The sequence below is a fragment of the Geodermatophilus tzadiensis genome, assembly GCF_003002915.1.
GTDB classification, from domain to species: Bacteria; Actinomycetota; Actinomycetes; order Mycobacteriales; family Geodermatophilaceae; genus Geodermatophilus; species Geodermatophilus tzadiensis.
This window is the reverse complement of sequence record NZ_PVTG01000013.1, coordinates 77,784-102,686: the sequence shown is the minus strand read 5'-3', so window position 1 is coordinate 102,686 and position 24,903 is coordinate 77,784. Positions and strand designations below refer to the sequence as shown.

Here is a 24,903-nt window from a genome sequence, read left to right as displayed (position 1 = left end):
GAGGGGCTCCCCCGACCGTTATCCCCAACTCGACCTCGACCGGGCCGGCCGCCGCCCACCACAGCGGCGGCCGGGTCGGGCTAGTTGGGGGAGGAGCCCCGGCGGCGGAGGTAGCGCTCGAACTCGCGGGCGATCTGGTCGCCGTTGGCCTGGGACAGGTCGGTCTCGGTCTGCCGCTCCTCCAGCGAGCGGACGTACTCGACGACCTCGGCGTCCTCCTGGGCCATCTCGTCGACGGTCTTGACCCACTCGTCGGCCTGCTGGGGGAGCGCGCCGAGCGGCACGGCGACCTCCAGCACCTCCTCGACGCGCTGCAGCAGCGCCACGGTGGCCCGCGGCGAGGGCGGCTGCGACACGTAGTGCGGGACGGCGGCCCAGAAGCTCACCGCCGGGAGACCCGCCTGCACGCACGCGTCCTGGAAGACGCCGAGGATGCCGGTGGGCCCCTCGTAGCGGGAGGTCTCCAGGCCCCAGCGCTCGGCGGACTCGGTGTCGTAGGCGGAGCCGGTGACCGGGGTGGGGCGGGTGTGCGGCGTGTCGGCGAGCAGGGCGCCCAGCGCGACGACGGTCTGCACGTCGAGCTCGCGGCACAGCTCGATGAGCTCCTCGCAGAAGCCACGCCAGCGCATGTTGGGCTCGATGCCGCGGATGAGCACGACGTCGCGGTCGCTGTCCGGCGGGCGGGCCACCGAGATGCGCGTCGTCGGCCACTCGACGCGGCGGCTGATCCCGCCGACCAGGGACACGGTGGGCCGGTTGACCTGGAAGTCGTAGTAGTCCTCGGGGTCGAGCGCCGCGAGGGGGGTGGCGTCCCAGATCAGCTCCAGGTGCTCGAGCGCCCCGGTGGCGGCGTCCCCGGCGTCGTTCCAGCCCTCGAACGCGACCACCACCACCGGCCGGTCGAGCTGGGGCAGGTCCTCGGAGGCGGACTTGGGGTCGGTCACCCTGCGAGCCTACGTCGGTCGCGGCGTCCCGCCGGGAGGAGCGAGATGGGAGGATGGCCCGCGGAACAAGAGGCGGGGCCGGGACCGCTGTGCCCGCAGCAGGCCCCTCCGCCGCCGACCGAACCCCCCGAGGACGCCCGTGACCGACGCCCCGCAGCTCCGCCCCGACGTCACCGCGGAGCTCACCGCCCTGCTCGAGCAGCGCATCCTCGTGCTGGACGGGGCGATGGGGACGGCGATCCAGCGCGACCGCCCCAGCGAGGCCGGCTACCGCGGCGAGCGCTTCGCCGACTGGCCGAGCGACCTGCAGGGCAACAACGACCTGCTCGTCCTCACCCAGCCCGGGATCATCGCCGGCATCCACCGGGAGTACCTCGAGGCCGGCGCCGACGTCATCGAGACCAACACCTTCAACGCCAACGCCGTCTCGCTGGCCGACTACGGCATGGGAGCCCTGGCCCGGGAGATCAACGAGGCCGCCGCCCGGCTGGCCCGCCGCGAGGCCGACGCGATGACCGCGCGCACCCCGGACAGGCCGCGCTACGTCGCCGGCGCCATCGGGCCGACCACCCGGACGGCGTCGATCTCGCCCGACGTGAACGACCCGGGTGCCCGCAACATCAGCTACGACGAGCTCGTCGAGGCCTACCTGGAGCAGGCGGGCGGCCTGGTGGACGGCGGCGCGGACGCGCTGATCGTCGAGACGATCTTCGACACGCTCAACGCCAAGGCGGCGATCTTCGCCCTCGAGACGCTGTTCGAGGAGCGCGGCCGCCGCTGGCCGGTGATCGTCTCCGGCACGATCACCGACGCGTCGGGCCGGACGCTGTCCGGGCAGGTCACCGAGGCGTTCTGGAACTCCGTCCGCCACGTCAGGCCCCTCCTGGTGGGCCTCAACTGCGCCCTCGGGGCCAAGGAGATGCGGCCCTACGTCGCCGAGATGGCGCGGGTGGCCGACACGTTCGTCTCCTGCTATCCCAACGCCGGGCTGCCCAACGCCTTCGGCGAGTACGACGAGGCACCCGAGGAGACCGCGGCGGTGCTCGAGGAGTTCGCCGACAGCGGGTTCGTCAACCTCGTCGGCGGCTGCTGCGGCACCACCCCGGCGCACATCGCCGCGATCGCCGGCGTGGTGGCGGGCAAGCGGCCGCGCACGCCGGTCGAGGTGGCCCCCGCGCTGCGGCTCTCGGGTCTGGAGCCGCTGGTCGTCACCGAGGACTCGCTGTTCGTCAACGTCGGCGAGCGCACGAACATCACCGGCTCGGCGCGCTTCCGCAACCTCATCAAGGCCGGTGACTACCCCGCCGCCCTGGCCGTGGCCCGGCAGCAGGTCGAGGCCGGCGCGCAGGTCATCGACGTCAACATGGACGAGGGGATGATCGACGGCGTCGCGGCGATGGACCGCTTCACCAAGCTGATCGCCGCCGAGCCCGACATCTCCCGCGTGCCCGTCATGGTCGACTCCTCCAAGTGGGAGGTCATGGAGGCCGGCCTCAAGAACATCCAGGGCAAGCCGATCGTCAACTCGATCTCGCTGAAGAACGGCGAGGAGGAGTTCGTCCACCACGCCCGGTTGTGCCGCAAGTACGGCGCCGCGGTCGTCGTGATGGCCTTCGACGAGGACGGCCAGGGCGACAACGTCGAGCGCCGCACCCGGATCTGCAAGCGGGCCTACGACATCCTCGTGGAGCGGGTCGGCTTCCCGGCCGAGGACGTCATCTTCGACCCGAACATCTTCGCCGTCGCCACGGGCATCGAGGAGCACGCCAACTACGGGCTGGACTTCATCGAGTCGACCCGCTGGATCAAGCAGAACCTGCCCGGTGCGCTGGTCTCCGGCGGCGTCTCCAACGTCTCGTTCTCCTTCCGCGGCAACAACCCGGTCCGCGAGGCCATCCACTCGGTCTTCCTGTACCACGCGATCGCGGCCGGTCTAGACATGGCGATCGTCAACGCCGGGCAGCTCGAGGTGTACAGCGAGGTGCCCGAGCTGCTGCGCGACCGCATCGAGGACGTGATCCTCAACCGCCGGCCGGACAGCACCGAGCGCCTGCTCGAGATCGCCGGGGACTACGCCGGCGACGGGTCGGTGAAGGAGGTCGCCACCGAGGAGTGGCGGTCCCTCCCGGTGGGGGAGCGCATCACCCACGCCCTGGTGAAGGGCATCGACGCGTTCGTCGAGGACGACACCGAGGAGCTGCGGCAGGAGATCGCCGCCCGCGGCGGCCGGCCCATCGAGGTCATCGAGGGCCCGCTGATGGACGGCATGAACGTCGTCGGTGACCTCTTCGGCGCCGGCAAGATGTTCCTGCCGCAGGTGGTGAAGTCCGCGCGGGTCATGAAGAAGGCCGTCGCCTACCTGATCCCCTACATCGAGGCCGAGAAGCAGCCCGGCGACGCCGAGCGGACGAACGGCAAGGTCGTCATGGCGACGGCGAAGGGCGACGTCCACGACATCGGCAAGAACATCGTCGGCGTCGTCCTGCAGTGCAACAACTACGACGTCGTCGACCTCGGTGTGATGGTGCCGCCGCAGCGGATCCTGGACGCCGCCAAGGAGGAGGGCGCCGACGTCATCGGCCTCTCCGGGCTGATCACGCCGTCCCTGGACGAGATGGTCACCCTGGCCTCGGAGATGGAGCGGCAGGGCTTCGACGTCCCGCTGCTGATCGGCGGCGCGACGACGTCCCGGGCGCACACCGCCGTCAAGATCGCGCAGCGGTACCACGGGCCGGTCATCTGGGTGAAGGACGCCTCCCGGTCGGTGCCCGTCGTCGCCGCGCTGCTCTCCGACGAGCAGCGGCCCGGGCTGCTGGCCGAGACCGAGGCGGACTACGCGGCGCTGCGCGAGCGGCACGCGGCCCGTCAGGACTCCCGCGCGCTGCTGCCCCTCGAGGCCGCGCGGGCCGCCGCCCCCTCGATCGACTGGAGCGGCTACTCCCCGCCGCGTCCGCGCATGCTGCTGCAGCAGGCGATGGACGTCTGCGCAGGGCCGGCGTGCGACCACGCGCACCACGTGGCCACCCAGTTCGTCCGCAGCCTGCCCGACTACCCGCTGGAGGAGCTGCGCGGCTACATCGACTGGCAGCCGTTCTTCAACGCGTGGGAGATGCGCGGCCGGTTCCCCGACATCCTGCACAACCCGACCACCGGGGAGGCCGCCCGCCGTCTCTACGAGGACGCGCAGGCGATGCTCGACCGGATCGTCGCGGAGAAGTGGCTCACCGCGAACGGGGTCTTCGGCCTGTTCCCGGCCAACCAGGTCGACGGCGACGACCTGGAGGTCTACACCGACGAGTCGCGCCGCGAGGTCCTGGCGACCCTGCACCAGCTGCGCCAGCAGACCGAGGGGCGGGACGGCTCGCCGCGCCGGTCGCTGGCCGACTTCGTCGCGCCCCGGGCGACCGGCCTGCGCGACTACGTCGGTGCGTTCGCGGTGACCGCGGGGATCGGCTCGACGGAGCGGGTCATGGCGTTCAAGAAGGCGAACGACGACTACAGCGCGATCATGCTGGAGGCGCTCGCCGACCGGCTCGCCGAGGCCTTCGCCGAGCGGTTGCACGAGCGGGTGCGCAAGGAGTTCTGGGCCTACGCCCCCGACGAGCACCTCGACAGCGACGGCCTCATCGCCGAGAAGTACCACGGGATCCGCCCGGCGCCGGGCTATCCCGCCTGCCCCGAGCACACCGAGAAGCTCACGATCTGGTCGCTGCTCGACGTCGAGAACACCGCCGGCATCCAGCTCACCGAGAGCATGGCCATGTGGCCGGGCGCGGCCGTGAGCGGGCTGTACTTCTCCCACCCGGAGTCGCGCTACTTCAACCTCGGCCGCGTCGGCCGCGACCAGGTCGAGGACTACGCCCGCCGCAAGGGCTGGACCGTGGCCGAGGCCGAGCGCTGGCTCTCGCCGAACCTGGGCTACCGCACCGACGAGGACTAGAGCCGGGTCAGGAGCGGAGGTAGGCGAGCGTCGCCAGCACGCGGCTGTTGCGGTCCTCGTCGGGCGCCAGGCCCAGCTTGGCGAAGATCCGCTGGGTGTGCTTCTCCACCGCGCCGCCGGTGACCACCAGCCGGCGGGCGATCGCGGCGTTGGAGTGCCCCTCGGCGACCAGCTCGAGCACCTCGCGCTCGCGGGGGGTCAGCCGGCGCACCGGGTCGTCGGCGCGGCGGCGGGCGAACAGCTGGGCGACCACCTGGGGGTCGAGCACCGTGCCGCCGCCGGCGACGCCGGTCAGCGCGGCGAGGAAGGCGTCGAGGTCGGTCACCCGGTCCTTGAGCAGGTAGCCGACCCCGCCGCGGCCGTCGGCGAGCAGCTCGTCGGCGTAGGCCACCTCGACGTACTGGGACAGCACCAGCACCGCCGTCCCCGGGACGGCGGCACGGGCCTCGACGGCGGCGCGCAGCCCCTCGTCGGTGTGCGTGGGGGGCATCCGGACGTCGACGACGGCGACGTCCGGGCGGTGCTCGGTCACCGCCCGGACCAGCGAGGGGCCGTCGCCCACGGCGGCGACCACCTCGCTGCCCTCCTCCTCGACCAGGCGCACCAGCCCCTCGCGGAGCAGCACCGAGTCGTCGGCGATCACGACCCGCACGGCAGCTCCGCGACCAGCCGGGTGGGTCCGCCGGCCGGGCTGTCGACGGTGAGCACGCCGTCCACGGCGCGCAGCCGGTCGGCCAGCCCGGCCAGGCCGTGCCCGGGCACGAGCACCGCCCCGCCGGGGCCGTCGTCCTCCACGGTCACCCGCAGCGCCGGCCCCGCGGCCACGACGACGACCTGGCAGGCGGTGGCGCCGCTGTGCTTGGCCACGTTGGCCAGCGCCTCGCTGACCACGAAGTAGGCGGTGTTCTCCACCGCCGGCGCCAGCCGCCCGGGCGGCAGGTCGACGGCCAGCTCGACGGGCACCGGGGACCGCGCCGCGACGGCGGCCAGCGCGGCGGCCAGGCCGCGGTCGGCGAGCACCGGCGGCGCGATGCCGCGGGAGAGCGCCCGCAGCTCCTCCAGCGCCTCCCGGGCCAGCCCGGCCGCCTCGCCCAGCGTCGCGCGGGCGGCGGCGGGGTCGCGGTCGAGCTGCCGCTGAGCGCGGGAGAGGTCCATGCCCAGGCGGACCAGGTGCTGCTGCGGCCCGTCGTGGATGTCGCGCTCCAGCCGGCGCAGCGCCACCGCCTCCGCGGCGACGGCGGCGTCGCGGCCCCCGGCCAGCCGGTCGATCTCGGCCTGGGTGGCGGCACGGCCGGTGAGCAGCACCCGGCCCAGCTGGGCCTGCAGCAGCGCGACTGCGCGGACGACGACCGGCAGCAGCAGCGCGAACACCGCCCCGATCACCGTGTAGAGCAGGACGCGGCGGAACGACGAGGTCTCCAGGCCGACCAGCTCGAGCAGGTCCTGGTTGCCCTCGTCCCGCGGCAGCGCCCAGTCCCACAGGCCGTAGCTGAGGCCGCCGAGGGCGACCGCCCACCAGCTCACCGTCACGGCGAACGCGAGCACGGCCAGCGGGAAGCGGACCAGCGCGTGCAGCGCGTCGAGCCAGGTCTGCGGGTCGCGCACCGGCGTCAGCAGCCGGCGGACGGTGCCACCGTCGGCGCGCCGGTAGGCCGGCCGGGGCAGCGGGGTGCCCAGGACCGCGGGCAGCCAGGCCCGCTCCACGCCGGCCAGGCCGCGGGCGGCGACCAGGGTGGCGGCGAGGACCGCCAGGCCGACCCAGACGACCAGCAGGCCGGCGCCGAGGGACAGCCCGGCCACGACCACGACGAAGGCGACGGTCGCGACGGGGAGGCCCACGAGGGAGTAGGCGGTGTCCACGCCGAGCGCGCGCAGCCGCTCGTGCGGGCGGGCCGGGGGAGGCTCTGCGGTGCTCATCGGTGGCAGGACGGCGGTGTCGGTGCTCATGCCGACGAGCCTGGCGGCGCGGGCGTCACGGTCCCATCCTGCTGCCCGGCCGGCCCGCTGTCGGGCTTCCCCGACACGGCGGGTCAGGCGGCGAGCAGCGCCACCGTCTGGCGGGCCATCTCCAGCTCCTCGTCGGTGGGCACCACGAGGACGGCGACCGCGCTGTCGTCGGCCGAGACGCGCCGGCCGCCCGGGGCGCGGACGGCGTTGCGCTCCTCGTCGAGCCGGATGCCCAGCGACTCCAGCCCGGCCAGCGAGCGGGCGCGGACGACGGCGTCGTTCTCCCCGATGCCGCCGGTGAACGCGATCGCGTCGGTGCGGCCGAGCACGGCCAGGTAGGCGCCCACGTACTTGCGCACCCGGTGGCAGAACACGTCGAGGGCGAGCGCGGCCGCGGGGTCGCCGTCGGCGATGCGCCGGTGCACCTCCCGCAGGTCGTTGGTGCCGGCCAGCGCGAGCATCCCGCTGGAGGAGTTCAGCGCCCGGTCGACCTCCGCGGGGGACAGGCCCGCGACCCGGTGCAGGTGCGCGACGACGGCGGGGTCGAGGTCGCCGGAGCGGGTGCCCATGACCAGGCCCTCCAGCGGCGTCATGCCCATGGAGGTCTCCACGCTGCGGCCCCCGGCGACGGCGGTGGCGCTGGCGCCGTTGCCCAGGTGCAGCACGACGGTGTTCGTCTCGGACAGGGGCCGGCCGAGGAGCTCGGCCGTGGCGCGGGAGACGTGGGCGTGCGAGGTGCCGTGGAAGCCGTAGCGGCGCACGCCGTGGTCGCGGGCCCACTGCGGCGGCACCGCGTAGGTGTGCGCGTGCGGCGGCAGGGTGGCGTGGAAGGCGGTGTCGAACACGGCCACGTGCGGCAGGCCGGGGAAGGCCCGCCGGGCCACCTCGATGCCGACGGCGTTGACCGGGTTGTGCAGCGGCGCCAGGGTGGCCAGCTCGCGCACCGCGCGGACGACGTCGTCGTCGATGCGCACGGGCGCGGAGAAGCGGTCGCCGCCGTGCACCACCCGGTGGGCGACGGCGGTCAGGCCGGCGTCGGCCAGCGACGGGCCGGCGTGCGCGAAGGCCTCCAGCGCCGCGGCGAGCGCGCCGGCGTGGTCGGGCAGCGGCCGCTCCACCACCGACGGCTCCGCGCCCGCCCGGGAGTGGGTGAGCCGGCCCGAGGGCTGCCCGACGCGCTCGGCGAGCCCCCACGCCAGCGCCTGCCCGGCGCCGACGTCGACCAGCCGGTACTTCAGCGACGACGAGCCGCAGTTGACGACCAGCACCCGCCCGCTCACGACCGCGCTCCGCCCGGGGCGGCCGGGTCCTGCGCCTGGATGGCGGTGATCGCCACGGTGTTGACGATGTCCTGCACCGTCGCCCCACGGGACAGGTCGTTGACCGGCTTGCGCAGCCCCTGCAGCACGGGGCCGACCGCCACCGCACCGGCGCTGCGCTGAACGGCCTTGTAGGTGTTGTTGCCGGTGTTGAGGTCGGGGAACACGAACACCGTGGCCCGCCCGGCCACCTCGCTGGCCGGCAGCTTGGTGCGCGCCACCCCGGCGTCGACGGCGGCGTCGTACTGGATCGGTCCCTCCACCAGCAGGCCGGGTGCGCGCGAGCGCACCAGCTCGGTGGCCGCGCGCACCCGCTCGACGTCCTCGCCGCTGCCCGAGCTGCCCGTGGAGTAGGACAGCATCGCCACCCGCGGCTCGACGCCGAACCGCGCCGCGGTCTGCGCCGAGGTCACCGCGATCTCGGCCAGCTGCCCGGCGTCGGGGTGCACGTTGACCGCGCAGTCGCCGTAGACCACCACCCGGTCGGCCAGGCACATGAAGAACACGCTGGACACCAGGGAGACGCCCTCGGTGGTCCTGATCAGCTCCAGCGCGGGGCGGATCGTCTGCGCGGTGGTGTGCGTGGCGCCGGAGACCATGCCGTCGGCCAGGCCCAGGGCGACCATGAGCGTGCCGGCGTAGGAGACGTCGACGACCAGGTCGCGGGCGGCGTCCATGGTCACGCCGCGGTGCGCCCGCCGCCGCGCGTACTCCACGGCCAGCCGCTCGCGCAGCTCCGGGTCGCAGGGGTCGAGCAGCCGCGCCCCGGCCACGTCGACGCCGGCGCGGGCGGCCGCGGCGCGCACCTCGCCGGCGTCGCCGAGCAGCGTCAGGTCGACGACGCCGCGGCGCAGCAGCCGCTCGGCGGCGCGCAGCACCCGCTCGTCGGTGCCCTCCGGGAGGACGACGTGGCGGCGGTCGGCGCGGGCCCGGTCGAGCAGCTCGTACTCGAACATCAGCGGCGTGGTCACCCGCGGCCGGGCGACCGCGATCCGGTCGAGCAGCTCGTCGCCGTCGACGTGCTCCTCCACCAGCGCGAGCGCCACGTCCATCTTGCGCGGCGCCCCCGGCCCGATCCGGCCGGGCGCCGACCCGGCCAGCGTGGCGGTCGCGTAGGTGTCCTGGTCGGTGACCACCACGGGGACCACCGCCGGCAGCCGCTCCACCAGGCGCATCACCGGCTCGGCGGGCGCCATGCCGCCGGTGAGCACCAGCCCGGCGGGGGCGGGCAGGCCGCCGGACAGGTGCGCGGCCAGCACCCCGAGGACGACGTCGGCGCGGTCGCCGGGGGTGATCACCACGACGTCGTCGACCAGCCGCTCGAGCAGGTTGGGGATGGTCATGGCGGCCACCAGCACGCCGGAGGTCTCCCGGCCCAGCGCCGCGTCGTCGCCGGCCAGCACCCGGGCGTCGCAGGCCCGCGCCACCTCGGCGACGGTGGGCGCGGTGAGCACCGGCGCCTCGGGCAGCACGTAGACGGGCACCCCGCGGCCGCCGACCCGCTCCCGCACGGCCGGCAGCAGCCGCGGCGGCACCCGGTTGGCCACGACGGCGACCACCTCGCCGCCGGCCGCCCGCACCGCGGTCTCGCCGACGCCGACGGCGGCGGCGACGTCGCCGGGGTCGCGGTCGCGGCCGGAGACGACGCACAGCACGGGCAGCCCGAGGTTGGCCGCGATGCGGGCGTTGAGCGCCAGCTCGCGGGAGGCGCCGGCCTCGCTGAAGTCCGAGCCGACGACCAGCACCCGGTCGCAGCGCGCCGCCAGCGCCCGGTAGCGGGCCACGATCTCCGACAGCGCCCGGTCCTCGTCGGCGAGCACGTCGGCGTACGGGACGCCGACGCAGGCCTCCTCGGCCAGCTCCGTGGGGGAGCGCGGCAGCAGCAGCTCCACGACCGGGTCGGCGGCGTCGCGCGAGGACACCACCGGGCGGAACACGCCGAGCCGGCCGACCCGGCGGGCCAGCAGCTCGAAGACCCCCAGGGCCACGGCCGACTTCCCGGTCGCCGGCTCGCAGCCGGTGAGGTAGAGCCCGTCCGACACCCTCGTCTCCCTCCGCCCCCTGCCCGCGACCCTAGGGGCCCGGCGGCGGGGCGGCGTCCGGAGCGCGGGAGCTCAGCCCGCCCGCGGCAGCGCGATCTTGTACTGGGCGATCTTGCGGTAGAGGGTGGCGCGGCCGATGCCGAGCTCCTCGGCGACCCGGGTCATCGTCGTCCCGGGCTCGGTCAGGCACCGGACGATCTCGTCGCGCTCCAGCCGCTCCAGCCGCGACAGCGGCCGGCTGCCGGCGTCGAGCACCTCCGGCGCCAGGTGGTGGACGTCGACGACGTCGGCCCGGGCGACCGCCTCGCGCACCACGCGCCGCAGCTGCCCGACGTTGCCCGGCCAGGCGTACCCGGTCAGCGCGCGGGCGGCGCGGGGCGTGAAGGCGACCTCGCGGTGCCGTTCCTGCCGGGCGGTCCACGACGCCAGCGGCAGCACGTCGTCGGCCCGGTCGCGCAGCGGCGGCACCTCGACGACGGCGTCGGCCAGCCGGGCGACCGGGTCGGGCAGCGCCCCGTAGCCGGGTGCGGTGAGCACGAAGGGCTGGGGCCGCCCGGCGCGGCGGACGCCGGCGAGGACGTGCGCGAGCTCGCCGGCCGCCCACGCCGGCAGCCGGTGCAGCCCGGAGACGATCACGCAGGTGTCGGCGTCGCGCAGCTCCGGCGTCCACAGCTCCAGCCACGGCGCGACGTCGCCGGCCTCGGGCGCGCGGGCGTGCAGCAGCCGCTGCCGGCCGGGCAGCCGCCGCCGGGCGAGCGCGGCCAGCGTCGCCTTGCCGGCGCCGGGCTCGCCGACGACGACCGTCCCGTGCCCGGAGGAGACCGCCACCGCGGCCCGGTCGACGGCGGTCCGCCAGGCCGGGGTGACGCACGGGTCGCCGTCGTCGGGGGCCAGCGAGCCGCCGATCACCCGGAACACCTCCCCGCGCGGCGCCGGGCGCACGAGGCGGCCGCCGCTGCGCACCGCCATGAGCGCGCTGGTGGCGCTCGCCGCGGTCTGCGCGAGGCCCAGCAGCAGCTCGGAGGAGGAGTCCGACCAGGTGGTGAGGTTGATGCTGCCGGCCAGCTCGCCGGTGCCCGGCTCGAGCACGGGCGCCGCCGCGCAGGTGTAGCCGCGCAGGTCGGTGACCCAGTGGTCGGCGGCCCGCACCAGCGTCGGCGCCCGGTCGGCCAGCGACAGCCCCAGGCCGTTGGTGCCGGCGTTGCGCTCGCTGTAGGAGAACCCCGGCGCCAGGTGCACCCGGTCCAGCGCCCGGTGGATCGACACGTCGTCGCCGAGGCGGGCCAGCACGAACCCGGCCGGGTCGGCGACCATCAGGCTCACCGGCTCGTTGGCGATCGTCGACTGCAGGTCGCTGAGCACCCGGTGCGCGCACTCGTAGAGCAGCGAGCCGGTGTCCGGTGACCCGGTGAACACCGGCACCACCTCGTCCGGCGGCACCCCGTAGCCCTGGCTGCGCCGCCACGACGCCCGCACCCGCGGCGCCGCGGACCGGCCGGCCAGGGCGGGGTCCGGCAGCGACTCCGGCAGCGACTCCGGTAGGGCCGGCTCGTCCACGGTCGCCTCCCGGCTGGGCCTGGGTGCTGTGGCCTGTGTCACGGCAATGTACGCGGCAGGCGGCGTCCCGAGGTGTCTCAGAGTGAGACGGCCGGAGGGGGTGCGTGGCGGCCCGCGCGCCCTAGCGTCGGCGGCGGGCAGGTGACCCAGCTCACGACCGGAGCCGACGGAGGCCGACGGATGTACACCAAGGACGGCGAGCAGTACTACGTGGTGGACGCGCACATCGCGCTGTGGGACGCGCGGCCGGAGAACCAGCGCAACGTCCACGGCAAGCAGTTCATCGACTGCTTCTACGACTACCACCGCAACCTGTCCCCGGAGTCGGAGACCTGGGGCTACGAGGAGTACCTCTACCAGGGCGGCGAGCGGCTGATGCGCGACGTGTTCGTCGACGGCATCGTCGACCACGCGATCTTCCAGCCGGCCCGGCTCGCGGAGTTCTACCACCGGGGCTTCGGCCAGACCGAGGAGGCCTTCGCCCTCGCCCAGGCCCACCCGGACCAGCTGACCTACAACCACTACTGGGACCCGCGCGACGGCGAGAACGGCCTGGAGAAGCTGCGGGAGAACGCCGAGCGCATGCAGCTCAAGGGCGTGAAGCTCTACACCGCCGACTGGCACGGCGAGTCCCGCGGCTGGAAGCTCACCGACCCGATGGCCTACCGCTACCTCGAGGTCTGTCGCGAGCTGGGCATCCGGAACATCCACATCCACAAGGGCCCCACCATCCGCCCGCTGGACCGCGACGCCTTCGACGTCGCCGACGTCGACCACGTGGCGACCGACTTCACCGACCTCACCTTCGTCGTGGAGCACGTCGGCCTGCCGCGCCTGGAGGACTTCTGCTGGATCGCCACCCAGGAGCCCAACGTCTACGGCGGCCTGGCGGTGGCCATGCCCTTCATCCACACCCGGCCGCGCTACTTCGCGCAGATCATGGGCGAGCTCCTCTACTGGATCGGCGAGGACCGGATCCTGTTCTCCAGCGACTACGCCCTCTGGACGCCGAAGTGGCTGGTCGAGCGGTTCGTGGACTTCCAGATCCCCGAGGACATGACCGAGTACGCGCCGATCACCACCGCGCAGCGGAAGAAGGTGCTCGGCCTCAACGCCGCCCGCCTCTACGACCTGCACGTGCCCGAGCACCTGCGGCTGCCCGAGGCCGACGAGACGCAGACCGGTCCGCGCGAGCCCGCCGCCGCCGACCTCGCGTCGGTCTGAGGAGGACGCCGCATGACCGCCGTCCTCCCCGACCTGGCCGCCGTCTCCGAGCAGGCGGTGCGCGCGGCGCTGGGCACCGTCGTCGACCCCGAGCTCGACGAGCCGATCACCGACCTCGGCTTCGTCCGCTCGGTGGCCGTCGTCGGCGCCGGCGACGGCGCGCACGTGGAGGTGCACCTGCGGCTGCCCACCTCGTTCTGCGCGCCCAACTTCGCCTGGCTGATGGTCTCCGACGCCCACGACGCGGTGTCGGCCGTGCCCGGGGTGGGGCGGGTGGTCGTCGAGCTCGACGACCACCACGACTCCGAGCTGATCAACCGGGGCCTGGCCGCGGGCCTGGGCTACCAGGGCACCTTCGGGCACGAGGCGGAGGAGTCCCTCGACGAGCTGCGGGCGACCTTCACCCGCAAGGCGCACACCGCCGCGATGGAGCGGGCGGTCACCGCCCTGCTCCGGCTCGACCCGGCGGTGGACGTCGCTGCGCTCACCCTCGGCGACCTGCCGGCAGGGGAGCCCACGACCGAGGCGCTGCTGCGCCGCCGGGCCGTGCTCGGCCTGCCGCTCGACCCGGGCGCACCGGTGCTGGTCGAGGCCGACGGCACCCGGCCCGCGTACGACGCCGCGGCGCACTTCCTGCGGCGGGCCCGCTCGGTGCGCATCTCCGTCGACGGGAACGCACACTTCTGCCGCGGGCTGCTCACCACCCGCTACCCGGGGTCGGAGGCCGACCAGACCCCCCGCCCCGAGGACCGTCCGCTGCTCCCCCTGGAGGTGCGCTCATGAAGGCCGTCCGCGTGCACGAGTACCACGCCGACCCCCGCATCGACGACATCCCGGAGCCGGAGCTCCAGGGCCCCCTCGACGTCATCGTCAAGATCGGCGGCGCCGGGGTCTGCCGCACCGACCTGCACATCCTCGAGGGCCAGTGGGCCGACATCCAGAACCCGGAGCTGCCCTACGTCATCGGGCACGAGAACGCCGGGTGGGTGCACCGGGTCGGGGAGGGGGTCACGAACGTCGCCGTCGGTGACACGGTGATCCTGCACCCCCAGCCCAGCTGCGGCCTGTGCCTGGCCTGCCGCGCCGGCCGGGACATGCAGTGCGAGCACGCCTTCTTCCCGGGGTTGTCGAACGACGACGGCGGCATGGCCGAGTACCTGCGCACCACCGCCCGCGCCTGCGTGAAGCTCGACCCGTCGACCAACCCCGCGGACGTCGCCGCGCTCGCCGACGCCGGCATCACCGCCTACCACGCCGTGCGCAAGGCCCTGCCGCTGCTGCACCCGGGCACCACCGCGGTCGTGCAGGGCGCCGGCGGTCTCGGCCACATCGGCGTGCAGTGCCTGGCCGCGCTGTCGGGCGCCCGGGTGGTCGTCGTCGACCGCAACCCCGACGCGCTCGAGCTCGCCCGCCAGATCGGCGCGGACGAGACCGTGGTCGCCGACGGGGACCAGGTGCAGGCGGTGCAAGAGCTGACCGGCGGGGGCGCCGACGTCGTCTTCGACTTCGTCGCCGAGCAGGGCGCGGAGATGGACGGCTGGCACATGACCGGGCCGGCCGGCTCGCTCTACGTCATCGGCTACGGCGGCGAGCTGCGGATCCCGACGCTGGAGTTCGTCGCCGGCGAGAAGAACGTCGTCGGCAACATCGTCGGCACCTACACCGACCTGGCCGAGCTGATGGTGCTCGCGCAGGCCGGGCAGGTCACCCTGCACACCCAGCAGTACCCGCTGGACCGGGCCGTGGACGCGATCCGCGACCTCGACGCCGGGAAGGTCCGGGGCCGGGCCATCCTCGTGCCGTGACGGGTGGCGCCCCCGGCCGGGTCGGCCGGGGGCGCTACCGCTCGGTGTCCATCCGGGCCACCAGGTCGCCGTCGAAGCGGTACACGTGCCGGACGGTCTCCCGGGAGAGCAGGGTGCCGCCGGGGTCGCGCACGGTGAGGGCGACGGTGACCTCGACGGCGCCGTCGGGGCGCTCGGTGACCCGGGTCGGCCGCAGCACCGGGCGGATCTGCGCCCACTGGCGCGTCCAGTAGTCGCGCACGCCCTCCCGCCCGTGGACGCGGCCGCCCTCCCAGCCGTTGGGCCAGTCGACGTCGGGGCTCATCGCGGCCAGCACCGCGTCGAGGTCGCGCCGGCCGAAGGCCTGGTACAGCGCGTGCAGCTGCGCCGCGCGGTCGGGGGCGGTCATGGACGGGTCCTCTCGCGACGGCGGGCCGGGCACCCGCCATCCTGGTCCTCCGACCGCCCGACAGGAGAAGCCATGACGCTGACCGCCCCGCGGCCCCCCGCCACCGGCTCCGACGACGCCGCGCTGCGGGAGGTCGAGCAGCGCGTGCTGTGGCTGGCGACGGCGGTCGTGGACCACGCCAACCGGGTGCGGCCGAACCCCTCGGGCCTGAAGGTGGGCGGCCACCAGGCCTCCAGCGCGTCGATGGTCACGGTCATGACGGCGCTGTGGCTGGAGCACCTGCGCGCCGACGACCGGGTGAGCGTCAAGCCGCACGCCTCCCCGGTGCTGCACGCGCTGGAGTTCCTGCTCGGGCAGCTCGACGCCTCCTGGCTGACCACGCTGCGCTCGTTCGGCGGGCTGCAGTCCTACCCGTCGCGGCTGAAGGACCCCGTCCCGGCGGACTACTCGACCGGCAGCGTCGGCATCGGCGCCACCGCGCCGATCTGGGGCGCGCTGGCCCGCCGCTACGTCAACACCCGCTTCGGCGCGGGCGGCACCGGCCGGCAGTGGTCGCTGGTCGGCGACGCCGAGCTCGACGAGGGCGCGATCTGGGAGGCCGTCCTCGACCCGATGGTCGCCGACCTGGGTGAGGTCGTCTGGGTGGTCGACCTCAACCGGCAGTCGCTCGACCGCGTCGTCCCCACCATGGGCGCCACCCGGCTGCAGGGCATGTTCGCCGCCGCCGGCTGGCAGGTGCTCACCGTCAAGTACGGCCGGCTGCTCGAGGAGCTGTTCACCCGCCCCGGCGGGCCGGCGCTGCGCGACCGCATCGACGGGATGAGCAACGCCGAGTACCAGCGGATGCTGCGCCGGACACCGGCCGAGGTCCGGCGGACGCTGCCCGGGGAGGGACCCGGCGCCGACGACGTCGCCGCGCTCGTCGCCGGCGTGCCCGACGACGAGCTGGTCGCGGCGGTGCGCAACCTCGGCGGCCACGACCTCGCCGCGCTGCGCCAGGCGTTCACGCGGATCGACGACACCCGGCCCACCGTGGTTCTCGCCTACACGCTCAAGGGCTACGGGCTGGCCACCGAGGGCCACCCGCAGAACCACTCGGCGCTGCTGACCGAGGCCCAGCTGCACGAGCTGGCCGCGTCCGTCGGCGTCGACCCCGCGCAGCCGTGGGCGGGCTTCCCGGCCGACAGCGCGCCGGGGCGGCTGCTCGCCGCGGCCGCCGGCCGGCTGCGCCGCGCCGACGTCCCGGCGCCGACGCCGCCGCCGGTGCCGGCCGACCTGGGCCGCACCCCCTCGGGGACGGCGACCACCCAGGCCGCGCTGGGCCGCACGCTGCTCGACCTCAACCGGGCCGCGCCGGAGGTGGGCCGGCGGGTGGTCACCGTCAGCCCCGACGTGTCGAGCTCGACCAACCTCGGCGGCTGGGTGAACAAGGTCGGCGTCTGGTCGCACGAGGACCGGCGCGACTGGTTCGCCGACGACGCCGAGACGATCCTGCACTGGCGGGAGAAGCCGTCGGGCCAGCACGTGGAGCTGGGCATCGCCGAGACCAACCTGGTCGGCGTCCTCGGCGAGCTGGGCGCCACCTGGTCGCGCTGGGGCCAGCCGCTGCTGCCGATCGGCGTCCTCTACGACCCGTTCGTCGAGCGGGCGCTGGAGCCGTGGTCGTTCACGGTCTACGCCGGCGGGCAGTCGCTGCTGGTCGGCACGCCGTCGGGTGTCACGCTGGCCCCCGAGGGCGGCGCCCACCAGTCGATCACCACGCCGTCCATCGGGCTGGAGCAGCCCGGCTGCCTGTCCTACGAGCCGGCCTTCGCCCTCGACACCGAGTGGTGCCTGCTGGCCGCGCTCGGGCAGATGGGGCGCCCCGGCGGGTCGAGCTCCTACGTCCGGCTCTCCACCCGGCCGGTGGACCAGGCGCTGGCCGCCGTCCCGGCCGACCCCGCGGCCCGCGAGCGGCGCCGCCGGCAGGTCGTGGCCGGCGCCTACCCGCTGCGCCGGGTGCCGCGCCCGGCGGTCACCCTCGCCGCGGTGGGCGCCGTCGTCCCCGAGGCGCTGGCCGCCGCCGAGCGGCTCGACGCGCTCGGCTTCCCCGCCGACGTCGTCGTGGTGACCAGCCCCGACCTGCTGTTCCGGGCGGTGCAGGCCCGCCGCGGCCTGGACGAGGCCCCCGGCTGGGTGCTCGACGCGGCCTTCCCGGCCGACCGGGCCGCTCCGCTGGTCACCGTGCTCGACGGCCACCCGCACACGCTGGCGTTCCTGGCCGGCGTCCGCGGCGTGCCGGCCACGCACCTGGGCGTGACCCGCTTCGGCCAGAGCGGCGACCTCGACAGCGTCTACCGCGCCCACGGCCTCGACGTCGACTCGCTGGTGGGCGCCGCCCTCGACCTGGTCGACTGAGGAGCGCCCGGCCGAATGGGCAGTCGTGGCCGGCGACACGCGCGGACCCGCCGTCGCGGGCAACCGCAACTGCCCACCCGGCGGGCACGCGGGGGAGGTCAGAAGTTGCCGCGCCGGGCCTGCTCGCGCTCGATGGCCTCGAACAGCGCCTTGAAGTTGCCCCTGCCGAAGCCCAGCGAGCCGTGCCGCTCGATGAACTCGAAGAACACCGTCGGCCGGTCGCCGGTGGGCCGGGTGAAGATCTGCAGCAGGTAGCCGTCCTCGTCGCGGTCGACCAGGATCCCGCGGGCCTGCAGCTCCTCGATCGGCACCCGCACCTCGCCGATCCGCGCCCGCAGCTCGGGGTCGGAGTAGTAGGAGTCCGGGGTGGACAGGAACTCCACGCCCTCGGCGCGCATCGCGTCGACGGTGGCCAGGATGTCGGTGGTCGCCAGCGCCACGTGCTGGGCACCCGGGCCGCGGTGGAAGTCCAGGTACTCGTCGATCTGCGACCGCTTCCTGCCGATCGCCGGCTCGTTGAGCGGGAACTTCACCCGGTGGTTGCCGTTGGCCACCACCTTGCTCATCAGCGCCGAGTAGTCGGTGGCGATGTCCGCGCCGATGAACTCGGCCATGTTGGTGAACCCCATGACGCGGTTGTAGAAGTCCACCCAGGTGTCCATCGCGCCGAGCTCGACGTTGCCCACGACGTGGTCGACGGCCTGGAACAGCCGCCGCGGCCGGCCCGGGCGGGGCACGTAGGACGAGGTCCGCGCGACGTGGCCGGGCAGGTAGGGGCCGGAGTAGCGGGAGCGGTCGACCAGGCTGTGCCGGGTGTCGCCGTAGGCGGCGATCGCCGCGCGCCGCACGGTGCCGTGCTCGTCGGTGAGGTCGTGCGGCTCCTCGAGCACGGTGGCGCCCTGCGCCCGGGCGTGCGCGACGCAGCGGTCGACGTCGGGGACGGCCAGCGCGATGTCGGCGATGCCGTCGCCGTGCCGGCGGTGGTGGTCGGCCAGCGGGCTGTCGGGGTCGTAGGCGCCCTGGACGACGAACCGCGCGGCACCCGAGCGCAGCACGTAGGCGCAGTGGTCGCGGTTGCCGGTCTCCGGGCCGGAGTAGGCCACCAACTCCATGCCGAACGCCGACTGCAGGAAGTGCGCGGTCTGCAGCGCGTTGCCCACCACCCACACCAGCGCGTCCCACCCCGACACCGGGAACGGATCGGCGGAGTCGTCGTGCTCGACCAGCCCGACGAGCTGCCGGAGCTGGTCGAGGTCGAGGCGGGCGAGCCGCTCCTCGTCGTTGAGGACCTGGTCGAGGCTCATCGTCTCCGTCTCCCGTCGGGCGCGTGCCGGCAGCGTCGGGTGGAGCGCACACCCGCTCATCCGGCTGGGCAACCGGTGTCGCTGCGGCTGCCCGGTGTGCTCAGATGGCACAGCTGTACCCGCACCGAGGTGTGCAGACCGCACAGCTGGAGGCGCACGTGACCCTGGGCCGGCCGCTCGACGCGCTCGACGTCGCCCTGCTCGCCGCGCTGCGCGAGCACCGCCGCGCCGGCGACCTGGAGCTCTCCCGGGTCACCGGCGTGGCCCGCGCGACGGTGACCGCCCGGCTGGCGCGCCTGGAGGAGGCCGGCGTGGTCACCGGCTACGGGCCGGACGTCGACGTCGCCGCCGCGGGGTGCGGCGTGCAGGCGTTCGTCACCCTGGAGATCGCGCAGGGCGCCATCGACGCCGTCCGCCGCGACCTGGAGGCCATCCCCGGCGTGCTGGAGGCGCACGCGACCACCGGCAGCGGCGACGTGCTGTGCCGGGTGGCGGCGGGCTCGCACGAGGCGCTGCAGCAGATCCTGGTCGACCTCAACCGCTCGGCGGCGGTGGTCCGCTCGACCAGCGTGGTGGTGCTCTCCGAGCTGGTGGCCTGGCGGACGCTGCCGTTGCTGGCCGCCGAGGCGGCCAGCGGGTCGGGCCGCTCGCCCTACCGGCGCGCGGACCCCGACCGCTGAACCCGACTCAGCGCAGCACCACGCCGGCGTCGACGCGCAGCTCCAGCCCGGTGACGTAGCGGGCGTCGTCGGAGGCCAGGTAGCGCAGCGCGGCCGAGGTGTCCCGGGTCTCCATCCAGCCGATGGGCAGCACGTGCTGCGGCCGGGAGGCGAGCTCGTACTCCTCGTCGGTCGGGGCGGGGTTGTCCGGGAGGAAGAGCCGCTTGTTCGTCTCGGTCATGTAGATGGCGGTGTTGACGTTGGTCGGCGAGAGCGCGTTGACCCGGATGGAGTGCGGGCCGAGCTCGGCGGCCATCGGCTTGAGCATCCCCACCAACGCGGTCTTGGCCGCCACGTAGTGGGTGATGTTCGGGAAGCCCTTCGTCGCCCCCGCTGAGGCGATCATGATGATCGCGCCGCCGCGGCCGCCCTCGATCATCGCCGGGGTGGCGGCGCGGACGGTGTGCCAGACGCCGGTGAGGTCGGTCTCGACGGTGTCCCTCCACTCCTGCAGGCCGATCTCCCAGAACGGCCCCGCGCCGCAGCAGATGCCGGCGTTGGCCACCACGACGTCGACCCGGCCGAACTCGGCCAGGCCCTTCCGGAGCACCGCCTCGACGGAGGCGTAGTCGCGGACGTCGGCGCGCTCGGCGACCATCCGCCGGCCGGCGGCCTCGACCAGGGCGCGGGTCTCCTCGAGGTCGGCCTTGGTGGCCATGGGGGTGCTGGCGCCGGGGATGTCCTCGCAGATGTCGAAGCCGATGACGTCGGCGCCCTCCTTCGCCAGGTCGACGGCGAACTGCCGGCCCTGGCCGCGCCCGGCGCCGCTGATGAAGGCGACCCGGCCGGCGAAGCGGTGCGGGTCGAACGCTGTCTGGGCCATGTCCTCGTTCCTCGTGCGGGGTGGGGGAGGGAGCGGCCGGCGCCGGCGGGGACGGGTCCCGCCGGCGCCGGCCGGGCATCACACGTTCTGCGGGAAGCCCAGGTTGAGGCCGCCGTGGCTGGGGTCGAGCCAGCGGGAGGTGACGACCTTGCCCCGGGTGTAGAAGTGCACGCCCTCGGCGCCGTGGGCGTGGGAGTCGCCGAAGAGGCTGTTCTTCCAGCCGCCGAAGGAGTAGTAGGCCATCGGGACCGGGATGGGCACGTTGATGCCGATCATCCCGACCTCCACCTCGTGCTGGAAGCGCCGGGCGGCGCCGCCGTCGTTGGTGAAGATCGCGGTGCCGTTGCCGTACTCGTTGCGGTTGATCAGCTCGACGGCGTGCTCGTAGGTGTCCACCCGCAGCACCGACAGCACCGGGCCGAAGATCTCGTCGGTGTAGACGCTCATGTGCGGCTCGACGTGGTCGACCAGCGTGGGGCCGAGCCAGAAGCCGTCCTCCCCGCCGTCGGGCTGCACCTGCCGGCCGTCGACGACGACCTTCGCGCCCTGCTGCTCGCCGGCCTCGACGTAGGAGGCGACGCGGTCGCGGTGCCGCCGGCTGATCAGCGGGCCCATGTCGCAGCCCTTGCGGCCGTCACCGGTGCGCAGGGTCCTCGTCCGCTCGGCGATCCGGGCGACGAGGTCGTCGCCGATGCCGCCGACGGCGAGCACCGCGCTGATCGCCATGCACCGCTCGCCGGCCGAGCCGAAGCCGGAGTTGACCGCCTGGTCGGCGGCCAGGTCGAGGTCGGCGTCGGGCAGGACGACCATGTGGTTCTTCGCGCCGCCGAGGGCCTGCACGCGCTTGCCGTGCCGGGTGCCGGTCTCGTAGACGTAGCGGGCGACGTCGGTGGAGCCGACGAAGGACACCGCCTTGACGTCGGGGTGCTCGAGCAGGCGGTCGACGGCGACCTTGTCGCCCTGGGCGACGTTGAACACGCCGTCGGGCAGCCCGGCCTCCTGCCACAGCTCGGCCATCCAGAGCGCCGCCGAGGGGTCCTGCTCGCTGGGCTTGAGGACGACGGTGTTGCCGGTGGCGATCGCGACGGGGAAGAACCACATGGGGACCATCGCCGGGAAGTTGAACGGGCTGATCACCGCGACGGGGCCCAGCGGCTGGCGGATGGAGTGCACGTCGACGTTGGTCGAGGCGTTCTCGGTGAACCCGCCGCGGACCAGCGAGGGGACGCCGCAGGCGTACTCGACGACCTCCTGGCCGCGGGAGACCTCGCCGAGGGCGTCGTCGAGGACCTTGCCGTGCTCGGCGGTGATGATCGCGGCGAGCTCGGGCTTGCGGGCGTTGAGCAGCTCGCGGAAGCGGAAGAGCACCGCGGTGCGCTTGGCCAGCGAGGTGTCCCGCCAGGCGGGGTAGGCGGCCGTGGCGGCGGCGACGGCCGCGTCGACCTCCTCGACGCTGGCGAGGGCGACCTCGCCGGTGACCTCGCCGGTCGCGGAGTCGGTGACCTCGCCGGTGCGGCCGCTGGTGCCCGCGCGGCGGGCGCCGTCGATCCAGTGCGGGATGGCGGTGGGCATGGGGGACCTCTCAGGGAAGGGGGGTGTCGGGGAAGTGCTTGGTGACCAGCTCGCGGATGGCCTGCAGCATCCGGGTGCCCGCCTCGCGGGCCTGCTCGTCCCAGCCGAAGACGCAGGTGGTCAGGACGCCGTCGAAGCCGATGCCGGCCAGGGCGGCGAAGGCCTCGTCGAAGTCGACGTCGCCCCGGCCGATCTCCATGTGCTGGTGCACACGGGTGGTGTTGCCCGGCGGGTTGGTGATGTACCGCAGCCCGTCGGAGGCCCGGTGGTCCATCGAGTCGGCCACGTGCACGTGGGTGAGCAGGTCGCCGGCGTGCGCGATGATCCCCGGCGCGTCGTCGCCCTGGTGGAACGTGTGCGGCAGGCAGTACAGGAAGGACACGCAGGGGCTGTCGATGCCGCGGACCATGTCGATCGCCGGGTGCCCGAGCTCGATGAAGTCGTCGGGGTGCGGCTCGAGCGCCAGCTTGACGCCCTCGCGCTCGAACAGCGGCAGCAGCTCCTCCATCGAGCGCCAGAACATCGCCTCGGCGAGCTCGGGCGCCTCGGGCCGGCCGTTGAACTCGCTGTTCATCGTGTCCACGCCGAGCTCGACGCAGATCTCGAGGGCGCGCTTCCAGTACCGGACGGCCGCCTGCCGCTCCACCTCGCCGGGCCCCGACCAGCGCATGACCGGCAGCACCGAGGTGATCCCGACGCCGGCGTCGGCCAGCCGGGACTTGAACGCCCGGACGGTGGCGGTGTCGATGCGGGGGTGCTTGAAGAAGGGGACGAGGTCCTCGCGGGGCGAGAGCTCGATCCACTCGTAACCCATGGACGCCACCACGTCGGGCAGCTCCAGCAGGGGCGTCGTCCGCAGCATCTGCGGGTCCAGCGCGATCCTCATCGCTCCTCCATCCGGACCTCGGTGCGCCGGCCGGTGCGCAGCGCCTCCACGCCGGCGGCGCAGACCGCCTGGGCGGCGTAGCCGTCCCACACGCCGGGGCCGTCGATCCCGCCGTACCGGGCGGCGTCCACCCAGCGCTGCACCTCGATGTCGTAGGCGCGGCCGAAGCGCTCCCGGAAGCCGGGGGCGCCCGTCCGGCCGCGCACGGCGCCGCCGGTGCCGGCGGACAGCCGGACGACGCCGGAGTCCAGGCCGATCAGCGCGCTGCCGTCCTCGCCGACGACCTCGGTGCGCACCTCGTAGGCCAGGCCGGTGCTGACGAAGCACTCGACGTCGACCAGCCGGCCGCCGGTCGTCTCCAGGAGCACCACCAGCGGGTCGGACAGGCCCTCGGCGGCGCGCCGGGTGGACCGGGGGCGCAGCACGGTGACCGCGGCGATCTCCTCGCCGAGCAGGAAGCGGGCGACGTCGACCTCGTGCACCACGGAGTCGTTGACGACCGACTCGGTGGTCACGCCCGGGGGCACGGCGGGGTTGCGGTGCGCGCAGTGCACCAGCAGCGGCTCGCCGAGGCCGCCGGAGGCGACCAGCTCGCGCAGCGCGGCGTACTCGGGGTCGAAGCGGCGCATGAACCCGACCTGCACCAGCCGGCGCCCGGTGCGCGCGGTGTACGCGTCCTCGGCGCGGACGACGGCCAGCGAGCTGCCGGCGTCCATGGTCAGCGGTTTCTCGCACAGCACCGGGACGCCGCGCTCGATGCAGGCGAGCACCTGCTCCTCGTGGAAGCGGCCGGGGCTGGCGACGACGACGGCGTCGACCTCGGGGTCGGCGATCGCGGCCAGCGGGTCGGGGACCACGCGGCAGCCGGGCACCTCGGCGGCGACCTGGTCGGCGCGGTCGGTGGCCGCGTCGCTGACCACGGTCACGCGGGCCCCGGACACCCGGCGGGACAGCCGGGCGACGTGGTCGGCGCCCATCAGGCCGACGCCGAGGACGGCGACGCGCAGGTCCGCGGCCTCCGCCCCGGCCGGCGCCGCGGCGGGCAGGACCTCGGCGGCGGTCACGCCTGCTCCGCCACGGGGGTGCGGGGCCGGCCGATCTGCAGCGAGGGCAGCCCGCAGGAGCCGATGAGCCGGTGGGTGCGCTGTGCGATGGGCAGCGGCACGTCGGGCGGGCAGGGGTAGAGGTCGTGCTCGACGATGGCGAACACGTCCAGGCCCAGCCGGTCGACCTCCTCGAGCAGCGGCGGCAGGTCCGGCACGCCGTGTGGCGGCTCGATCATGGCGCCGAGCTGCACGGCCTGCGGGAACGGGACGTCCTCGGCGTGCACCCGCTCGATCACGGCCGGGTCGACCTGCTTGAGGTGCAGGTAGCCGATCCGCTCGGGGAAGCGGCGGATGAGGTCGAGGTTGTCCCCGCCGTAGTAGCTGACGTGCCCGGTGTCCAGGCAGAGGGGGACGTACCGCGGGTCGGTCTCGGCGAGGAAGCGCTCGATGTCGGGCTGGCGGCCGACGTGGCTGTCGGCGTGCGGGTGGAAGGCGATGGACAGCCCGTACTCCTCCTGCACCGCGCGGCCGAGCCGGTCGACGCCCGCGGCCAGGCGCGCCCAGGCCTCGGCGGTGAGCTCGCGGGGCTCGATGGCCTCGCCGGTCCTGTGGTCGCGCCAGACGTCGGGGATGACCACCACGTGGGTGCCGCCCATCGCGGCGGTGAGCGTCGCGACGTCGCCGACCTGCCGCCACACGTCGTTCCAGGCGTCGGGGCGGTGCAGGTGCTCGAACACCGTCCCGGCCGAGACGCGCAGGCCGCGGGCGGCCAGCTCGTCGGCCAGCCGGGCGGGGTCGGGAGGCAGGTAGCCGTAGGGGCCGAGCTCGATCCACTCGTAGCCGGCGGCGCTGACCTCGTCGAGGAAGCGCGGCCAGGGCACCTGCTGGGGGTCGTCGGGGAACCAGACGCCCCACGAGTCGGGTGCCGACCCGACGCGGATGCGGGCGCCTCCGGGCTGCTGCACGGTCATGTCTTCCTCTCCTCGGAGG

General features: G+C 74.6%; 19 protein-coding genes. 6 read left to right on the top strand and 13 right to left on the bottom strand.

All coding sequences use genetic code 11. The annotated features are described in order from the left end of the window. Positions 1-80: 80 nt before the first annotated feature. The gene (locus tag LY71_RS16635; protein WP_106279657.1) at positions 81-944 is read right to left on the bottom strand and encodes a PAC2 family protein; all 864 of its coding nucleotides are present in this window, start codon (positions 942-944) and stop codon (positions 81-83) included. A 139-nt stretch (positions 945-1,083) separates the two neighbouring features. Between LY71_RS16635 and metH the strand changes: the two genes are divergently transcribed. Beyond that, positions 1,084-4,884 carry a methionine synthase gene (gene metH / locus LY71_RS16630; RefSeq protein ID WP_106279655.1) on the top strand — a complete coding sequence of 1,267 codons (3,801 nt, stop codon included), beginning with the start codon at positions 1,084-1,086 and terminating at the stop codon, positions 4,882-4,884. 7 nt (positions 4,885-4,891) lie between these two features. Here the strand turns inward: metH and LY71_RS16625 are convergent, their stop codons facing one another. The 5 genes from LY71_RS16625 to LY71_RS16605 form a co-directional block, all read right to left on the bottom strand. Continuing rightward, entirely contained in the window at positions 4,892-5,536 is a 645-nt protein-coding gene (locus LY71_RS16625) for a response regulator (protein ID WP_106279653.1), read from the bottom strand. Then, complete coding sequence (locus tag LY71_RS16620; RefSeq protein ID WP_106279651.1) at positions 5,524-6,831, bottom strand: sensor histidine kinase; 1,308 nt, start codon at positions 6,829-6,831, stop codon at positions 5,524-5,526. The genes LY71_RS16625 and LY71_RS16620 overlap by 13 nt, the downstream gene beginning before the upstream one ends. Positions 6,832-6,914: 83 nt before the next feature. Beyond that, positions 6,915-8,111 carry an acetate/propionate family kinase gene (locus LY71_RS16615; RefSeq protein ID WP_106279648.1) on the bottom strand — a complete coding sequence of 399 codons (1,197 nt, stop codon included), beginning with the start codon at positions 8,109-8,111 and terminating at the stop codon, positions 6,915-6,917. Beyond that, positions 8,108-10,192, bottom strand: coding sequence for a phosphate acetyltransferase (pta, locus tag LY71_RS16610; RefSeq protein ID WP_106279646.1), 2,085 nt, complete (start codon positions 10,190-10,192; stop codon positions 8,108-8,110). Before pta ends, LY71_RS16615 begins: the two co-directional genes overlap by 4 nt. Before the next feature lie 72 nt (positions 10,193-10,264). Further along, positions 10,265-11,749 carry an AAA-type ATPase lid domain-containing protein gene (locus LY71_RS16605; protein ID WP_245887959.1) on the bottom strand — a complete coding sequence of 495 codons (1,485 nt, stop codon included), beginning with the start codon at positions 11,747-11,749 and terminating at the stop codon, positions 10,265-10,267. A 180-nt stretch (positions 11,750-11,929) separates the two neighbouring features. Here LY71_RS16605 and LY71_RS16600 point away from each other — a divergent pair, with 180 nt between their 5' ends. From LY71_RS16600 to LY71_RS16590, 3 genes are read left to right on the top strand one after another with little or no spacing between them, the layout of a single operon-like run. Continuing rightward, complete coding sequence (locus tag LY71_RS16600; protein ID WP_106279644.1) at positions 11,930-12,973, top strand: amidohydrolase family protein; 1,044 nt, start codon at positions 11,930-11,932, stop codon at positions 12,971-12,973. A gap of 12 nt (positions 12,974-12,985) precedes the next feature. Next, positions 12,986-13,756, top strand: coding sequence for a metal-sulfur cluster assembly factor (locus LY71_RS16595; protein ID WP_106279642.1), 771 nt, complete (start codon positions 12,986-12,988; stop codon positions 13,754-13,756). After that, entirely contained in the window at positions 13,753-14,778 is a 1,026-nt protein-coding gene (locus LY71_RS16590; RefSeq protein ID WP_106279640.1) for an NAD(P)-dependent alcohol dehydrogenase, read from the top strand. Before LY71_RS16595 ends, LY71_RS16590 begins: the two co-directional genes overlap by 4 nt. Before the next feature lie 34 nt (positions 14,779-14,812). Here LY71_RS16590 and LY71_RS16585 read toward each other — a convergent pair whose 3' ends face one another. Beyond that, the gene (locus LY71_RS16585; RefSeq protein WP_106279638.1) at positions 14,813-15,166 is read right to left on the bottom strand and encodes a nuclear transport factor 2 family protein; all 354 of its coding nucleotides are present in this window, start codon (positions 15,164-15,166) and stop codon (positions 14,813-14,815) included. Between the two features lie 72 nt (positions 15,167-15,238). Here LY71_RS16585 and LY71_RS16580 point away from each other — a divergent pair, with 72 nt between their 5' ends. After that, positions 15,239-17,563: a transketolase-like TK C-terminal-containing protein gene (locus LY71_RS16580; protein ID WP_106279636.1), complete on the top strand. Its 2,325-nt coding sequence runs from the start codon at positions 15,239-15,241 to the stop codon at positions 17,561-17,563. Between the two features lie 98 nt (positions 17,564-17,661). Here the strand turns inward: LY71_RS16580 and hppD are convergent, their stop codons facing one another. Further along, positions 17,662-18,867, bottom strand: a complete 1,206-nt coding sequence (hppD, locus tag LY71_RS16575; protein ID WP_106279634.1) for a 4-hydroxyphenylpyruvate dioxygenase — start codon at positions 18,865-18,867, stop codon at positions 17,662-17,664. A 104-nt stretch (positions 18,868-18,971) separates the two neighbouring features. Between hppD and LY71_RS16570 the strand changes: the two genes are divergently transcribed. Next, positions 18,972-19,547 carry an Lrp/AsnC family transcriptional regulator gene (locus tag LY71_RS16570; RefSeq protein WP_106279632.1) on the top strand — a complete coding sequence of 192 codons (576 nt, stop codon included), beginning with the start codon at positions 18,972-18,974 and terminating at the stop codon, positions 19,545-19,547. A 7-nt stretch (positions 19,548-19,554) separates the two neighbouring features. Here the strand turns inward: LY71_RS16570 and LY71_RS16565 are convergent, their stop codons facing one another. The 5 genes from LY71_RS16565 to LY71_RS16545 form a co-directional block, all read right to left on the bottom strand. Further along, the gene (locus tag LY71_RS16565) at positions 19,555-20,409 is read right to left on the bottom strand and encodes a mycofactocin-coupled SDR family oxidoreductase (RefSeq protein WP_106279630.1); all 855 of its coding nucleotides are present in this window, start codon (positions 20,407-20,409) and stop codon (positions 19,555-19,557) included. A gap of 78 nt (positions 20,410-20,487) precedes the next feature. Further along, positions 20,488-21,981 carry a CoA-acylating methylmalonate-semialdehyde dehydrogenase gene (locus LY71_RS16560; RefSeq protein WP_106279628.1) on the bottom strand — a complete coding sequence of 498 codons (1,494 nt, stop codon included), beginning with the start codon at positions 21,979-21,981 and terminating at the stop codon, positions 20,488-20,490. Between the two features lie 10 nt (positions 21,982-21,991). Continuing rightward, positions 21,992-22,867 (bottom strand): sugar phosphate isomerase/epimerase family protein, encoded by an 876-nt coding sequence (locus tag LY71_RS16555; protein WP_106279626.1) that lies wholly within the window; start codon positions 22,865-22,867, stop codon positions 21,992-21,994. Beyond that, positions 22,864-23,931, bottom strand: a complete 1,068-nt coding sequence (locus LY71_RS16550) for a Gfo/Idh/MocA family protein (RefSeq protein ID WP_245887958.1) — start codon at positions 23,929-23,931, stop codon at positions 22,864-22,866. The genes LY71_RS16555 and LY71_RS16550 overlap by 4 nt, the downstream gene beginning before the upstream one ends. After that, positions 23,928-24,884: a sugar phosphate isomerase/epimerase family protein gene (locus tag LY71_RS16545; RefSeq protein ID WP_106279624.1), complete on the bottom strand. Its 957-nt coding sequence runs from the start codon at positions 24,882-24,884 to the stop codon at positions 23,928-23,930. Before LY71_RS16545 ends, LY71_RS16550 begins: the two co-directional genes overlap by 4 nt. Between the last annotated feature and the right edge of the window lie 19 nt (positions 24,885-24,903).

Coding starts and splice junctions, on each gene's coding strand:
- LY71_RS16620 (WP_106279651.1), bottom strand. CDS start 6,831: ATGAGCACCGACACCGCCGTCCTGCCACCGATGAGCACCGCAGAGCCT.
- LY71_RS16600 (WP_106279644.1), top strand. CDS start 11,930: ATGTACACCAAGGACGGCGAGCAGTACTACGTGGTGGACGCGCACATC.
- LY71_RS16595 (WP_106279642.1), top strand. CDS start 12,986: ATGACCGCCGTCCTCCCCGACCTGGCCGCCGTCTCCGAGCAGGCGGTG.
- LY71_RS16590 (WP_106279640.1), top strand. CDS start 13,753: ATGAAGGCCGTCCGCGTGCACGAGTACCACGCCGACCCCCGCATCGAC.
- LY71_RS16585 (WP_106279638.1), bottom strand. CDS start 15,166: ATGACCGCCCCCGACCGCGCGGCGCAGCTGCACGCGCTGTACCAGGCC.
- LY71_RS16580 (WP_106279636.1), top strand. CDS start 15,239: ATGACGCTGACCGCCCCGCGGCCCCCCGCCACCGGCTCCGACGACGCC.
- hppD (WP_106279634.1), bottom strand. CDS start 18,867: ATGAGCCTCGACCAGGTCCTCAACGACGAGGAGCGGCTCGCCCGCCTC.
- LY71_RS16570 (WP_106279632.1), top strand. CDS start 18,972: ATGGCACAGCTGTACCCGCACCGAGGTGTGCAGACCGCACAGCTGGAG.
- LY71_RS16565 (WP_106279630.1), bottom strand. CDS start 20,409: ATGGCCCAGACAGCGTTCGACCCGCACCGCTTCGCCGGCCGGGTCGCC.
- LY71_RS16560 (WP_106279628.1), bottom strand. CDS start 21,981: ATGCCCACCGCCATCCCGCACTGGATCGACGGCGCCCGCCGCGCGGGC.
- LY71_RS16555 (WP_106279626.1), bottom strand. CDS start 22,867: ATGAGGATCGCGCTGGACCCGCAGATGCTGCGGACGACGCCCCTGCTG.
- LY71_RS16545 (WP_106279624.1), bottom strand. CDS start 24,884: ATGACCGTGCAGCAGCCCGGAGGCGCCCGCATCCGCGTCGGGTCGGCA.